13 protein-coding genes and 1 pseudogene are annotated in these 15,060 nt (G+C 42.5%); 3 read left to right on the forward strand and 11 right to left on the reverse strand.

Features of this window, described 5'->3' with window-relative positions; all coding sequences use genetic code 11:
- Positions 1–63 precede the first annotated feature (63 nt).
- The 9 genes and pseudogenes from NBH14_RS14630 to NBH14_RS14670 all read right to left on the reverse strand — a co-directional run bounded on the left by NBH14_RS14630 (position 64) and on the right by NBH14_RS14670 (position 8,932).
- Positions 64–1,875 (reverse strand): reverse transcriptase/maturase family protein, encoded by a 1,812-nt coding sequence (locus NBH14_RS14630; protein WP_004318718.1) that lies wholly within the window; start codon positions 1,873–1,875, stop codon positions 64–66.
- A 558-nt stretch (positions 1,876–2,433) separates the two neighbouring features.
- Positions 2,434–4,518 (reverse strand): annotated as a pseudogene (locus NBH14_RS14635) (TraG family conjugative transposon ATPase); the annotation flags it as partial.
- Complete coding sequence (locus tag NBH14_RS14640; protein ID WP_007761616.1) at positions 4,481–4,831, reverse strand: DUF4133 domain-containing protein; 351 nt, start codon at positions 4,829–4,831, stop codon at positions 4,481–4,483. The gene NBH14_RS14640 and the pseudogene NBH14_RS14635, both read right to left, overlap by 38 nt.
- 11 nt (positions 4,832–4,842) lie before the next feature.
- On the reverse strand, positions 4,843–5,109 hold the full coding sequence (locus NBH14_RS14645; RefSeq protein WP_029425492.1) for a DUF4134 domain-containing protein: 267 nt from the start codon (positions 5,107–5,109) through the stop codon (positions 4,843–4,845).
- Positions 5,110–5,560: 451 nt separating this feature from the next.
- Entirely contained in the window at positions 5,561–6,313 is a 753-nt protein-coding gene (locus NBH14_RS14650; RefSeq protein ID WP_004309898.1) for a hypothetical protein, read from the reverse strand.
- Positions 6,314–6,317: 4 nt separating this feature from the next.
- Positions 6,318–6,731 carry a DUF3408 domain-containing protein gene (locus NBH14_RS14655; protein ID WP_004309899.1) on the reverse strand — a complete coding sequence of 138 codons (414 nt, stop codon included), beginning with the start codon at positions 6,729–6,731 and terminating at the stop codon, positions 6,318–6,320.
- Between the two features lie 11 nt (positions 6,732–6,742).
- The gene (locus tag NBH14_RS14660) at positions 6,743–7,522 is read right to left on the reverse strand and encodes a ParA family protein (RefSeq protein ID WP_004309900.1); all 780 of its coding nucleotides are present in this window, start codon (positions 7,520–7,522) and stop codon (positions 6,743–6,745) included.
- A gap of 250 nt (positions 7,523–7,772) precedes the next feature.
- Positions 7,773–8,000, reverse strand: coding sequence for a hypothetical protein (locus NBH14_RS14665; RefSeq protein WP_004309901.1), 228 nt, complete (start codon positions 7,998–8,000; stop codon positions 7,773–7,775).
- On the reverse strand, positions 7,997–8,932 hold the full coding sequence (locus NBH14_RS14670) for an amidoligase family protein (protein WP_005680110.1): 936 nt from the start codon (positions 8,930–8,932) through the stop codon (positions 7,997–7,999). The genes NBH14_RS14665 and NBH14_RS14670 overlap by 4 nt, the downstream gene beginning before the upstream one ends.
- 285 nt (positions 8,933–9,217) lie before the next feature.
- Here NBH14_RS14670 and yfcE point away from each other — a divergent pair, with 285 nt between their 5' ends.
- Positions 9,218–9,757 (forward strand): phosphodiesterase, encoded by a 540-nt coding sequence (gene yfcE, locus NBH14_RS14675; protein WP_007217342.1) that lies wholly within the window; start codon positions 9,218–9,220, stop codon positions 9,755–9,757.
- A 1,491-nt stretch (positions 9,758–11,248) separates the two neighbouring features.
- On the forward strand, positions 11,249–11,404 hold the full coding sequence (locus NBH14_RS14680; RefSeq protein ID WP_004309904.1) for a hypothetical protein: 156 nt from the start codon (positions 11,249–11,251) through the stop codon (positions 11,402–11,404).
- A 303-nt stretch (positions 11,405–11,707) separates the two neighbouring features.
- Here NBH14_RS14680 and NBH14_RS14685 read toward each other — a convergent pair whose 3' ends face one another.
- Complete coding sequence (locus NBH14_RS14685) at positions 11,708–12,547, reverse strand: hypothetical protein (protein ID WP_004309905.1); 840 nt, start codon at positions 12,545–12,547, stop codon at positions 11,708–11,710.
- A 983-nt stretch (positions 12,548–13,530) separates the two neighbouring features.
- Here NBH14_RS14685 and NBH14_RS28935 point away from each other — a divergent pair.
- A complete protein-coding gene (locus NBH14_RS28935) occupies positions 13,531–13,710 on the forward strand; it encodes an IS3 family transposase (protein WP_029425493.1) in 180 nt (59 codons plus the stop codon).
- Between the two features lie 92 nt (positions 13,711–13,802).
- On the opposite strand, the gene NBH14_RS14695 is transcribed toward NBH14_RS28935, so the two are convergent.
- Entirely contained in the window at positions 13,803–15,041 is a 1,239-nt protein-coding gene (locus NBH14_RS14695) for a DUF4374 domain-containing protein (RefSeq protein WP_007761592.1), read from the reverse strand.
- Positions 15,042–15,060: the final 19 nt, after the last annotated feature.

Here is a 15,060-nt window from a genome sequence, read left to right on the forward strand (position 1 = left end):
TTTCCAAATGCTCGCCCCCGAACCGGACTTACACCTCTCAGCGTATCCGGCTCTCCACTAATTTCAGTCTATCTTTCCGTCATGTATCTTCTTGTGACAACTCCTGCACACGGCAATCGTCTTGCGTTTACGGGCAATCATGTGTCGTTCCCAGCTTTCCTTTCCCTGCAAGTTCTTTAGTTTCCTTACATGGTGCATAACAAGGTCGTCTGTCGCTCCACATAATTCACACTCACGGGCTTTCAGCCTTTCAACAAGGCTTGTCCGCCCCGCAGTATAAATTGTTCGTGGCATAATGTCACATTCCGATTTATAGGTGGGCTTCTTTCGTTTGAAGCCACCGTCGTAAAAGTATCTTTCCTTTACACCAGTTTTAGTCATGTGCGTTACGATAAACCTACCGTTCTTACGATATTTCTTGTTTACCTTACGTGTTCGGCACTTATATTTGCCTGCAAACGTTTTGTACATGCTGTATTCCATGATGTACTTGAAATTATTCAAGGCATGGGCGCAGTTGTTGGCTATGGAGTAGTAATTATAGAACCCCACGATTTCCCGATTATAACTATCAAGGATTTCAAGGTCGTCATTGAATATCAGTCCCGATTTACATTTCGGTTTCCATATTTCCTTTCCGTTACGGTTTGTCAGTTCCAATACTCCCCAATCGAAAAGTTTTTTACGGACTGTTTCCGTACTGACATTCAAGCAGACCCTTTTACCATAGGTTCTTCTCAATCTACCCCGTTTATCCCGTCTTTGGTCATTGGACTTTCTTACAGTGATTTCATATCCGAGAAACTTGGCCGGTCTTTCCGTGTGAGTGACAAGTGTCTTTTCATCGGACAGCTCCAATGCCAGTCTGTCAGCAAGGAAGTTTTTAATATCTTCTTTTATCTGTTGCGCATCCTGCTTGCTTCCGATAATTCCCACAAGAAAATCATCTGCATATCTTGCATATTTCATTCTTCTGTAATCGGCATCCATTTCTTCGCCGTTGGGATATTTAGCCCGTCCTTGTTCTATTGCTTTCAGTTCAAGGATTAGCTTTGTCCTTTGCCTTTCGTCTTTTACGAACTTCAATCTTCGCACAATACGTTTTCTTGCATTGCCAAAGTCCATACTTTCTCTACTGAATTTTCGTTTCTTCCCTTTGTCGAATTTGGCTGTGTATTCCTTTATATACTTATCCAGCTTGTCAAGGTATATATTAGCCAATATCGGGCTGATGATACCCCCTTGCGGTGTGCCACTGTAAGTATTGTGGAATTGCCAGTCTTCGATATATCCCGCTTTCATAAACTTGCGTATCAATCGGATGAAGCGTTCATCCGCAATACGCTCCAAGAGAATGTTTATCAATACATCATGGTTTATATTATCAAAGAAGCCTTTTATGTCTCCCTCCACAAACCATTTTGCACCATTAAACTCCTTTTGGATATGAGTTAATGCAGTATGGCAGCTTCGATTGGGACGGAAACCATGCGAGGTGTATTCAAAATTTCCCTCGTATATGGCTTCCAGTACCATTCTTACTACTTCTTGTATCAACTTGTCATTGAAAGTCGGCACGCCAAGAGGTCTTTTCTTACCGTTTTTCTTCGGTATGTACACCCTCTTTGACGGTTGGGGCTGGTACGTTTCATCTTTTAACGTATCAATCAACTTTTCAATTCGTTTCAGGCTCATGTTGTCAATGGTCTGACCGTCTGAACCTTTAGTCATGTTACCCTCTTTAGCGTAGATACGCTGATAGGCAACGTAGAACATTTCCTCATTGAACAAAATTCTGTAAAGACGTTCAAACTTATAGCTTGCATCCTTACTGTGTTCTGATAGACTGTTTAATACTCTTTCTGGACTTCTCATAATGTCTCTCACATTTTCCGTTAATTGTATTAATAATTAGCTGCTTCCCTTCGCCATGTACAAGGCGTTACCTTGCTCAAACTACTATGGAAGCTCCGTTACCACTCCGAATTTTCATAGGTCGAACCTAATAGCCTTTCGGCACTTCGGGATAGGTAATCCCCGTTTATTACATCGTAACTGTTGGCATGATAGATTGTCGGATACGACTTCCGTCCTTTACTCGCTTACTGCGGTTGTGTCGTGATAAGTTCTTGCTACCTTCATTCCTATACACTGAAGTAGTATCACGATATGGCGATTGATAGTTACCTTACGCCATAGCCTCAAGGGGGACCATTCGGACTATCGTTCAATCAATTCGGACTTTATCCTCATATCTATCTTTTCATCTCGCCATTCAGTCGCAGTTTGGTAACTAACTGACTTATGACTTTTCCGACATGCTACACTCCCTGCTCGGTTAAGTTTTCCCTAAACAAATAAGTCGGCTGATGATAGGTCATTTTCAAAGAACACTTTCCTAATCTCTTGCCAAAGAGATATTTACGATGCAACCTTTACGGGCGCACATAAAAACTTTATATAGTCAGCCATGCCTTCACGTGCGATTGCCTTCCAAGCCTCCTCTACAACTATCATCTTTCGCACCCCATGCAAACGTCTCATTTTGTTTATGAAAGCCTCCATAATGATGACAGTGACTACCGGAAAAAGAATTTTATGCTCCTTAATTTCGTCAATTTCAAATACCACAAAACGCTTGTTCAAGAGGTCGAGCTGCTCGTCGGAGTTCAGCAGATAATCGTACTCTCCACCACGATAATAAGGAGCCAATACATTCAGAAAGTTAGTGAGATCGAAATCCTTCTCGCGGTAATGCTTCTCCTCCAGTATTCCACGGAACTCTCCCTGTACGAACTCGTAGAAAGTATTAAAGGAAGGAACCAGCTCATTGTCCTCCTTTATCTTTTCAAGGAACAGGTTAACCGCCATTGAGAGTGCTACTTCCTCGGCACGGGTAATGACTTCCGTATCCCTTTTCCAGAGCGACATGATCAGCGTTTTAATGGACTCTTTCTTTTCCAGGTCAAAGACCTTGTCTTCGGTGAAAAATGGATTAAAAGCTATCGGATGTTTTTCACTATACGTATAATATATGCCATCCCCACCGTTTGTGCGCTGGTGAATCAGGTCACATAATCCCTTGTAACTGTTACCGATGTCGATCAATATAATGTGGGTATTCTGTTCCCAATACTGTCTCACAAGATGGTTCATAAAAAATGACTTGCCCGAACCGGAAGGCCCGATGACCAGCTTGTTACGGTTGGTTGTAATACCACGACGCATCGGTTCGTCCGAAATATCCAGATGCAGGGGCTTCCCGTTTGTCCGGTCTGCCATCTTGATACCGAATGGCGACAGGGAATCCGCATAGTTCGTCTCTTCCGTAAAGAAGCAGACTCCCTGTTCGACGAAAGTGAAAAAGGACTCCTCGGAAGGGAAATCGCCCTCGCCTCCCGGAATACCTGCCCAATACAAGGCAGGTGCGTCAATGGTATTATAACGGGGCTTGCATCCCATCAGGGCCAGAGCAGAACCGGTATCGTTCTTTATCACCTTGAGCTTCTCCCGGCTGTCCGACCATGCCATGACATTGCAATGGCAACGGATGGCGGTCAGCCCGAAGGAATGCGCCTCGTCCAGGTAGGCATCAATCCACTGCTTGTTAAGTTGGTTGGCTCGGCTGTATTTGGAAAGCGAGTGCATGTTGCGTGCCGTCTTCTCAAAGCGTTGCAGGATTTCTGCCGAATCATCGATGAACAGGAACTGGTTGTAAATATGGTTACAGGAGAGCATTAGCCCCACCGGAGCGGCAAAACTTAGACGGCAGTCGCTGCGGTCGGTGGAGTATTTCTCATACCGGGTATCCGTCTGGACGGAACCGGGAAGATCATCCACATCGGAAAGCGTATGTACGCAGAGGATATCATCCCCGATGCGCATCTCCGACGCGCTCATCTGTATATCCTTCAGTGTGGTCGTGTCCTGCTGCGAAAGAGAAAAATACTTTTCAATCAATCCGGCCTGCTGCGGTGTGCCGACTATCTCATCGGTGGTCAACCGCTCCAGACGGATAAAGGCCGAGTCATTCAGGATGCGCTCGAACTGGTCGACACTCTCCAAAAACAGGCTGACCGTTTCTTTGTCCCGGACTTCCTTCGGAATTATATTCCCCCGGCAGAGGATGGAGAAATTGCTCTGGCTGCGGCTGCGTTCCTTAGTCGTCTTGGTGATAAACAGGTAAGAGAAATGATTTAGGAAAGGCCGTTCATTAAAATGAAGTTCGAAAGAACGGTCCAAAAAACTCATCCCGTCTTTCTGCGTGTCGGCCTTGTAATTTTCTTTCAGAAACCAGTCCTGGCGGTGTACTATCGTATAATTCGGCAGTACCTTGACTGCCTTTGTTCATGTGCCGTGCATGGATGCATAATCTGCGGAAGTGACCGTGAACAGCTCCGGAAGAAAGACCTTGAAGCCGATGGTCACGTCCGCGTCTTTGGAGAGAATGCACCCTTCCTCCACGGACAGGATTGGAAACTTACTTTCCAGCGTTGCGGCTTTTAATATATTTCTCATGAATGCGTTTTTTAAATAAGGAAGATATACGTTTGCGATTGATGATATAGGACGGGTGGTACTTGACTGCGGCCAGCTTCATCAAGCCGTTGGGACCATACTTCTTGTTCAGGTGGAACACCCCGAAGAGCAGAGAGAAAGCGGAGAGGACACCGAAACCGATACAGAACCACCGGTCAATACCTATCATATAGAAGATGACGAACAGCAGGAAAATGGCCAGCAAGCCCCCGACAAAAAAGTACAGGTATTGTGCCTGCAAGCCGTTGAATTCCACGTTGCGTCCGATTCCCTTGTTGATATTGTATTCCATAGCCTGCTATATTACAGGAAGAAGGAACGAAGGACTGTCGCCGCGACGATGAGGAAGACGCAGGCTCCAAACCAGCTCCCGGCGGTTTTACCGGTGTCGGGGTCGCCGCTACTGAACTTCGAATATACCTTAATGGCACCTATCAGCCCCACAATAGCCCCTGCCGCATATATCAACTTGGTGGCGGGGTCAAAATAACCGGTAAGCATGGATGTGGCCTTTGTTATACCGGCACTTCCGTCCCCTTCGGCATAGGCACTCAGGGTGGAAACAGCTATTCATGCGATAAGAGCAACCGTCTTTTTAAAATGTCTTTTCATATACAATCTAATTTTTTAATGTGAATAAAAACCTTGTTTCAAACAAACCGCAGGAAGTTTCCTGCCTGCGGATTTGTCCTTGCAACCACGATGTCTTTTTAGGATCAACCTGAGTCATAGTAACCAATCATAGATACCTCCGTTTTTAAGGGGTTAATCACTCTTTTAATGTTCGCTCCGGTAAAGGGTAAGGATCAACCGGAATCATAGAAGCCTCTCATATATCTATATCTTCCTTTTAACAGGTTATACACTACGTTTCAAGAACCCGTCCTGCCCGGATCAACCGGAGTCAAAGAAATCTATCATGCTTTTTCGTCTTTTTAGGTTATACATTCTGTTTTAAAACTCGCTGCACCCGGATCAACCGGAATCATAATACTGTCTCATATTCCTTACTTGTTCTATTTTATTGGGGCACATGCTCCGTAATATCAAATTCCCGGAGAATGTCGTCCCTATTCTTTCCAGTCAATAAATGGGGTTCACCCCGGTCTACATACAAACGCATATAGCGTTTCAGTTTATCGCTGCTTCCCAAGACGCTCGCCTGCAGTACCCTTTCCATGTTCGTGCCTTCCAGCTTTTGGAAAGTCTGCCGGGCCTGTTCCTGTTCCGCTTCCGTAAGTTCGTCCGATGCCATTGCTTTCTCAATCATATCCATATCGTCAAAGGTGACACCGGTTGCCCGGTGGGGATTGCTCCGCTGTACGTATCCCGTAATCTCGTAGCGTTCGGGAATCTCCTCTTTTTCTTCACCGGAAGAAGGAGAGGGCTCCTGCATATAATCAATTTCAGGATAATTCAGTTTTTGAAAAAGAGCCGGAACTTCCGGGAATTTCGTATTCTTATCAAGGGGTTCGTGTACTCGGAGAACCGGCTCTGTTTTCTTTTCGGGAGTAAAGGTATCACTCTTTTCTATGCCTGATTCAGGCTGTCCGCTATTGTCATCTATTGTCAGTGAATGTCGCATTTGGTATCGGCTTTTGCCTATTATTCCCGCCTGAGACGGAGCAATTGCCGGATGGATGGCGGCAGGTGCAGTCCGACGTTCCTTCTTGTCCTTTCTGCCTCTCCATGTGAAAATGCTGCCTGTATGCACATACTTTTCAATGCTCAGGTAAGAGGCATAGATGAACAGGATAATAAAAAGGTATTCCATGTCCTTATGATTTTAGTGATTGGTAATACTTCTCCAGCACAGCGTTTATCAATCCGCCGTTCTCTTCGAAATGATGTGCCAGCACCTGGTTTACAAAACCGGCTACGGTCACCTCGCCACGTCCCACCGCCCATACCAAGGAAGAGATGCGGCGATGCAGGTCGGCATCGATATGCAATGATTTACGGGATTTGGTCCTGACCGTATTCAGGAAGGATGCCCTGTAAGCGTCGATTTCCCCGGTGGTAAAGACCGGAGCTTCGCTACTCCCGGCAATCTCCTCTGCCGTATCCTCCGGCTTAGGGGATACACTCGTTGCAGGGGAGTCCGGTCGTATCGTCCCTTTCCTGGCGACAATATCCAATATGGCCTTCTCATCAATGCTCCGAGGGTCAAATTTCTTTTTTCCGCTGTCCATAATTCCTTTTATTATAAGGTATGGGAGGCATCCAGATGTGTTACGGCACATAACTCCTCTATCAGTTCACAGAGACCCGAACCTTTTATCTGGCGGTTGTCGGGAGGGAACAGTGTGGAACGGAAGATACTGTTCTTCAGGGAGCTCAACTCCTTGTTATAGCGTTTGGTATCCGGTATCCGTGACTCCAGCAGGTGTAACTCCGCTTTTTGTATGACACGGTTCCAGGACTCGTAGCTTTCTGTCCGTTCACGCTTGTCGACCATGTTCCAGAAAAGATAGATGCCTTTCAGGTTACAGTTGTGCCTGGCAATCAGTTCTTCCTCCACCACCTCGGCAAACTGGAGGGAACTCTGCATGACGACATTATCGGCCTTTAGGGGGATGAAAATGTAATCTATTGCGGAAATGGTATGGACAACCCCTTCGCTGCGGAGGGTTCCCGGAAGGTCGAACAGTACGACATCAAAGACGGCATCCTGCTCTTCGATGTAGCGGTACAGGTCTTCTATCGCTTTCTCCGGATTGCTTTTGATTACCGGATAGGAACGTTTCCGGATTTGTTCATGCTGCCGGTAGAGGACCACTTTGAGAAAATCACTTTCCTGCACGCTTTCTATGTCCCGGTCACGCATCCGGGAGATGCTGTGCTGGGGGGAGTCGCAATCCACGACACCCACCTTCAAACCTTTCTGGTAGTGAAGGATACTGGCCACCAGAACTGTGAAGGCAGACTTTCCGACTCCTCCTTTCTGGCTGGCAAAGGCAATTAATAACGGTTCTTTTTTCATACGCTTTCTTTATATAATCAGATAAAAATATAATGCTGTAAAACTGTAATGCTTATAATTGTATATCGTTCTACACTGCAAAAGAAAGGAATGCCGGGAAAAGATGAAATACCCTGTCACGGATAGTCATGGATAGTCAGGAATTGACAGGAGGAAACGCCGTCAGGCAGACAGGAAAGGTTGCAATGAAAAAAGAAAAATCCCTGCCTCATCTTTGAAGCAGGGACTAATAATAAAGGAGCGATACCGGTTACCGGACGTAACCGGCGGCTTGCAAGTCCGTCAGGAAATGTTCAGGGGTATCGGTGGCAACTGACACGCCATGCAGCTCCCCGTAACGCCGGGCAAAGTTCTCCATATACTCCTGATCCGTGCAATCATAGTCGAACCGGCTCCCCTCACGGAGCAGCCGGACGAACTCTTCCGGGCTGGCGGCGGTTATCTGACCGCCATCCAGCAAATGATAAGTCTGTATCATACCGCTAACTTTTTAGTTCTAAGTTTAAAAAATAATTTCTGTTTCCCGTCCAGGAAGGGTAACTCCTCCAATGTCATCCGGCTGGGAAGGCTGGATCTTTTCGCAAAGGTAATTAATCCGTTCAAGAACCGGATCCAATTCTCCATCTTTGTGAAATTGGTCGTACCGGAATGCTGGCGGAACTCAACGGTCCGGTGCCTAGAATAAGCCTCAAAATTGACCTTGTGGTATCGGTCATTATTAAAGACCTCCCGCAGGCCGTCTATCGTCCTTACCGATTTGATTCTCTCGTCGGAAACACCGGAGAGGGTTTTGCAGTAGGTATTGTTCCGGCGTGTCCTTGGCATAAAGGCATCAATCAGGTGTTCGAGATGCTTGTAGGTCAAAGTCAGATTCTTCCAGGTGTCCAGATTGAAACCAGCCGCATCCATATGGACATGGAACCCGCAACTGTCATTCACTTTTGCATTACAGATGTCAAGCACCCAGCATACCGTTTCCAGCTCTTTCAGGCCATTCTCACCCACCAGTATCGGGCTGACCAGCTCGAAAGTATTATTTCCCTGCAGGCTGCTGTCCGTCACCAGCTTCCAATGATCCCTGGTCGTGTGGTTATAACCCTCAACGGCAACATGGATACCGGCCTCCCTCAATTCGCGTGCCAGTCTTTCCATATTACAGTTATAGGCTTCAATCTCAATACCGAACTTGTGGGTGAAGGTGTAATCCATCAGGGTGGTTGCTGCCCTGTTCAGCAAGACTCCACCTTCTCTTTCAAGCATTTTCTTCTCAACATTATATACAAAACCATAGTTGCCACGTGTCACCAAATCGGCAATTTCCCTGCGCATCAGGCCCAGACGGAGCAGCTGCTCAATCTTGCTCGTCTTGGTGGTACTCTGTTCTAAGATATTTCTAACTTGTTCGTTCATAGCTTTTTATCCTTTATTATTATACCACTAAGGTAGCATAATAAACCCACATGTCATAGTATTAGAAGCCTTATTGTCAGACTGTTAGCTTAGTTTAGCTAAGGCTAAATACCCTTATTTTATGTATCCGATTATAACATTGCAGCAATCTACAAGGACAGCAATACAGCAATCTACAGTTCAGGGAACCTGTCTTTTTTTCTCATCGTTTCCCCGGTTAGGGAGATTAGATAATTATGCTTATTTTTGTGCATTGAAAACTTAACCCGTAACGAATAGATTATGATGAAATACCTGATTGTGTCCGACATACATGGCTCGTTACCGGCACTGGAACAAGTGCTGGCATTTTACAGGGAGCAGCAATGCGGAATGCTTTGTATTTTGGGAGATATCCTGAATTATGGTCCCCGGAACGGGATACCTCAAGGACTTGACCCGAAAGGGATCGCAGAACGTCTCAATGCGATGGCCGGTGAGATTGTCGCCATCCGTGGAAACTGTGATTCGGAGGTGGACCAGATGCTGCTGGACTTTCCCATCCTGTCCGATTACACCCTGTTGGTGGATAATGGAAAACGTTTCTTTCTCACCCACGGACATATCTACAATGAGGACAGACTGCCGAAGGGAAGGTTCGATTGTCTTTTTTATGGTCACACCCACCGGTGGAAACTTGAACGGACTGAGCATACAGCGGTCTGCAATACCGGCTCCATCACTTTCCCGAAGGACGGGAACATGCCAACATTCGCTATTTACTGTGACGATACGGTATCCGTTCACCGGCTGGACGGCAGCAGGCTCAAGGAACTTTCTCTCTGATGGGGAATGTATAATAACAGCCTATTATAATTGTAGTCTTTTATAATTGCTTATCCATTATACAAATATAGCAATATCCAAAACGCCAATTATTCAGTTGTCACTGTGTAACATTCCAAGAGACTACAGATATAATAGTATTCGGATTATCCGATTATCAAAATATTCAGTTCTCTGAATATTCAATTATCACGAAAAAGAAGCCATCTGATGTGTCGGATAATCGTAGAATGCTCTACTATTACAGGAAGCTACAGCCTATTCCGCCTCCGGAATATTGGTAAAAAACGCCAACTTTCCTGAAGAAGCAGACCGAAATCGGGAGAGGTTGCCATCGGGAGGGAGGCACCAGTCGGGGCAATCTACAGTTCTACTTAAAAACGTTGTCCCCGTAGAGGGGACAGCAAGTTGTGTTTTCGTTTAACGAAAACCGGACGGTTTAACGGCATATTCCGCCGCCAAACCGTTCCTCAGAATATAGCTCCAGAGTCGCAAATTCAGCCAGAAAGAAACTGCATGTTGCAAGAGTTATTTATTGATATCTTCCTTTAAAGACTTGATTCTTTTATTATTAATCATTCTTCCCGGCTTGATTGAACTAAAAATAAAAAATAACTGTTACCCCAATTCCAATTGCAATGAATTTGGTTTTGGCATTTATCATCTTTAGTAGCTGTAATACATCCTTCTAAACTCTTCCCCTTGGTCTTGTTGGTCTGGTAACATGTTTGGATGGTCCCTACCAGAACTTATAGTTAAAGTAAAAACGGAATTGTTTTTTGTAATATCCCTTACAAAAAATAGGAAGTCCCAAATTAGATTCTGAATAATTAATTTTAAAGGCATTCTTTATGTCATCTAAAGAATTAAAAAATAGATTGCCATCTCCTTTTGTATCATCAGAAATAAGATATAATGTGATAATTGATTTTTGTAATATTTCTGTGTCTTTAGGGGAAAAACTTTGAAGACTTGACTATATCCTGTATTTTACAGGAAAGTATAAATTTGGACTGTGAACTAGAAATAAATTAGGGGATCTTTTTATTGGGGAGAACGTATGAACTGGTATATATTGGTATTGATAATTGACGTACCAGCTGTGCATCTGTCCATTTTCTATCTCGGTAGCGATATACAAGGTTGGAAGATGAATACAGAAGGGGTTGCACAAATGAGAAGAATTTAGTGGCTATACTGTTTTCGCTGTGCTGTATGCTGGCGGGAAGGATACTCCTTTTGGGAAAGTAGAAAGATAAAAGGCAGTCGGGCACTAGAGATAAAAAGTGAGAGGAGCTCCATAGAACGGAAGCTCTCCTCTTTTATTTTTTTATTTTGTACTAAGTTATAAGATTCCGGCTTGTCACAAGCAAGAATAATATAAGCAGATTCCTGTTTCACAACAGATATCTATGCCGCAAAGATACATGAAATATATATTAACACAATGATTTAACGGGTTTTGTTGGGGAAGCTGTCTGTGACGGGGGAATGGACGCTAAGGTGCTTGACATACTGGAGAACTGCTTCGAGTGGAACAGGGACAGGAAACTGATACGGAAAATAAGGAAAGAGGTGGAGGACTTCGAGCGTTGGACGGAAATGAAGGCGGCAGAAATGCTGCGTGCCAAGAGGCAGCAAAAATAAATCTCATTTATATCATATTATGCAATATACAAAGCTGATAAAATATTCAAAAAAAAATATTTTATCAGCTTTCAAATAATGAATTACTACATAACCTACATTAAGAAGTGCATTAGTATATAGAAAGTAGTGAATATACACTAGTTACGATAAGCCGAGTTTTTTTTACTAAAGATGGTGGCGAAGATTCTTGTTTCATTACTTCTCTGTCATCGAAATATGAAGTTAAAAACATAATTGTCAAAATCAACAAACGTGTATACTGTTTTATAATTAATATAATTAAGGTTAATACTGAATACGTTAAAAGTCAAAAGTGCCATGTTTATAAGAGGACCGGGAAGGTTTATAATAATCCTCACCCGGGGTCTGGGGTTGTATAAAATCTTGTCTGAATATTTCTGTAGGATTATCTGTAATTAAATCTGCATCATGGGTATATATGTTAAAATAGCACTCTGGATCTGTTTTTTGGTTATATGGTCCTTCTCCCACAAAAGAAAATTTGTAAAAACCAATTTTTTCTCCGTCTTTTCTGACTGTAAGGAACCAGACATTACCACTACTTATCGTTTTAAATCTCAATCCGTTTAATGATGAATAAGTTTCCTCTATAAACTGGCCATTCAAATATGTCTGTTTTTTACAAGTAAAAGGTGACTCAAATCTACCACCTTCAGCTGGTAGAATAAAAGGATTCTGTTCCGAATGGATTTTATACACAAATGTCAACTTTCCTTTATCTATAATTAGTGGAATTTTTTCTACTTTTATGCCATTAATAGTAGAGTAAGAAATCTGTAAATCAGCATTCAAAATTTTATCTTCTTTATTAATATTTGAGGTTATATTTAATACTACCTGATCGCCCTCCACTTTTGTTTCTATATCAGAAAAAAGAGTTTTATCAAATTCTACCGAAACATCCCTGGGAATAATCGGAACCTCTGAACTTAAAACATCATCTATTAATGTTTTTTTTATAATCGTAATCGTAATAATACGTTTCTCTCCAAGACAGCTAAACGGTTTGGATGCGTCCTTACTTGTTAATACTTGATACTCTGTTTTTCTATTGTTTTCCTCTTTTTGACAGGATAACAATGCTAAAGAAATAAACAAAAGAATAAATACCTTTCTCATATTAATGCAAATTAGTTACTATAAATAAAAGTAATATTTAATATTGTTGAAACCTCAACATCTGATACAAACTCTTTTGCGGAATCAACAAATTCATTTTTACTATTATAAGATAATTGAACAACAAGTATTTTGTTTTGAGAGCTTTATTTTGACCATTATCTTTTTTATCTTATTGGTATGATTATAAAACATATACTACAATTCTGGAAGAAGAATTGAATGTCCTTATAATGCAAAAGCTTTTTTACTAGATAAAATCAATAATATCATATTGTAAATATAAGGCTAAATCTGTATTTTACAGTTATAAAAAAAAACTTTAAATCTAACAAATAAATTTATATATGTATTATAATCAAATTCTTAAGATTAAAGTATCCGGAATTATCTAACATAAAACTAACATTTATATTTTAAAATAGAATCAGCTCACAAGCTATTTCTAGCTAAGCATTTCCGGTACCGTGAATGATGATTTCGGTCTGGTTACCGGTGCGTCAGTCTTCGTAAAAGGTACAAGCAACGGTTGTATCACCGACTGCATTAGCCAATGTATCTTCCGAAGAAACCTTGGTCATTTCATTCATTGGTTATCAAACACAAGAAGTTCCGGTAAACAATTAGCGGAAGTTTTTCATCAACTTAAGAGAGGGCTCACAACAACTGCAAGAAGTAGTGGTAATGGCAATGGGTTATGGTGATGTCCGCTGCAAACACCTAACAGGTTCTATCGTTAAAGCAGACATCAAGTTATTTGGGGATATTCCTAAAAAAATAAAATGTAAGAGGGTGCACTTCATCTTGAACAAGTATATGACATGCTCGATAAAGCATTTGATAAGTGTGATAACCTTGACGGACTCGTACTTCATTCTGATCAAGGTTAGCAATACCAACACTTCGGATATCGGAAAAGGCTTGAAGAGCATCATATAATTCAAAGTATGTCGAGAAAGGGAAACTGTCTGGACAACTCTATGATGGAGAATTTTTTCAGAATTATGAAATCTGAACTTCTATACGCTGAAAAGTTCGAGTCTCCGGAAGACTTCACAAAGGCTTTGGAAGGATATATAGATTATTATAATAATAAAAGAATTAAGTCCCGGTTAAAAGGAAAGAGTCCAGTACAATACCGAACTCTTTCTATAACTGGATAGTGTTTAACCAGTCCAAATTTTTGGGGTCACTTCATCAGTCGGACACCCTCTTTATTTTTGGAAGGAGGCTATCCCGAACTCGCGTTATAAGTTTAGTTGCCGAACCACTCTATAGCCATGGGATTTCCTATGGTGGTTATCATAGGAATAGGATTAATCTTATCTGTCTGAGGATTGAGATAATAGATGCCTTTTGTTGTCGTTGAAGCATTGGCGATTGCCAAACCGTCTTTATATTTAGACACTAACACGCCATAGCCATTGGACAAATCCAATCCTTCTATTTTCTTCATCTTCTGATTGTATAAATCAAAGACTACAGCTCGGCTCGCTATAGCGCCATGTCCCGTTTCTCCTGGTTTGTAATAACCGGGAATATCAATGTATCCGTAGGCTTTGCCATTGGCTGCATAACAAATTGAAGCGGCAAAACCAGCTACTTTCTCTTCTCCTTCGATAGAAGCTCCGGTTATCGTCCAATGGTATGTTGGATCAAAGTCTGTTTCTCCTTTCTTAATCCGAAGTATGCCGGCCTTATGACCTGCCACCATTCCGAAGTTCCCGAGACAAGAAATGTATATATCGCCTTTTTCATCCATGAATAAAGACCTGGGGTCGATCGGACGTGTGGCTTGAGAAAAACCACTGGTTTTCTCTGAAATCATCTTGACCAACTTGTCCGTCTTGGTGTCAATGACGGCTACATCTGCTTGTTTGTAATTCTCAGGGCTTGTCCAACCTCCCACCATCTGGCTTAGACCAGCAAACACATATCCGTCACGCTCAATCATGATTCCGATGTCCGGATTATTATCTTGAATACCCAAAGAGGTCAGGTTGATCTCTCCTGTCTTCTGCATCGTTTCGGGATTAAATATGTAAATCAGTCCTAGTCCGGCAAGCGATAGATAGGCTTTTGTGGAAGATAGTTTGACAAGATTGTTGGCACTGTTATTGGCAGGCAATTGCAAGCTTCCCTCTCTTTGTAAAATTCCATTCGTGCGACGGTATTTAATCAGTTCGTTTTTGTCCATTGTCAAATGATAGCTTGGGAAGACATAGACTTCCTGACCTATTATCATAGGATAAGAACTGCCAAAGGGAACATTTATACCATTGTTGTTATTGGTAGCCATCGTCTTGCCTAATACAGGCTCATCAATGAGTTGCATATAAACCGTTCCATCCATACCTGTTGCATTGGGTAGGGCTGTTGTTAGGAGAATCTTTCCCGAACCTCCTGCAATAGGATTGTCCGGATCATTCTTGTCACATGAGTTAAGGCACAATGCAGCGAATATCGCTGCTACAAAAAATACATTCTTTTTCATTTCTTTTTTTGTTTAATGA

The organism is Parabacteroides caecihominis (genome assembly GCF_023656785.1).
Classification (GTDB): Bacteria; Bacteroidota; Bacteroidia; order Bacteroidales; family Tannerellaceae; genus Parabacteroides; species Parabacteroides segnis.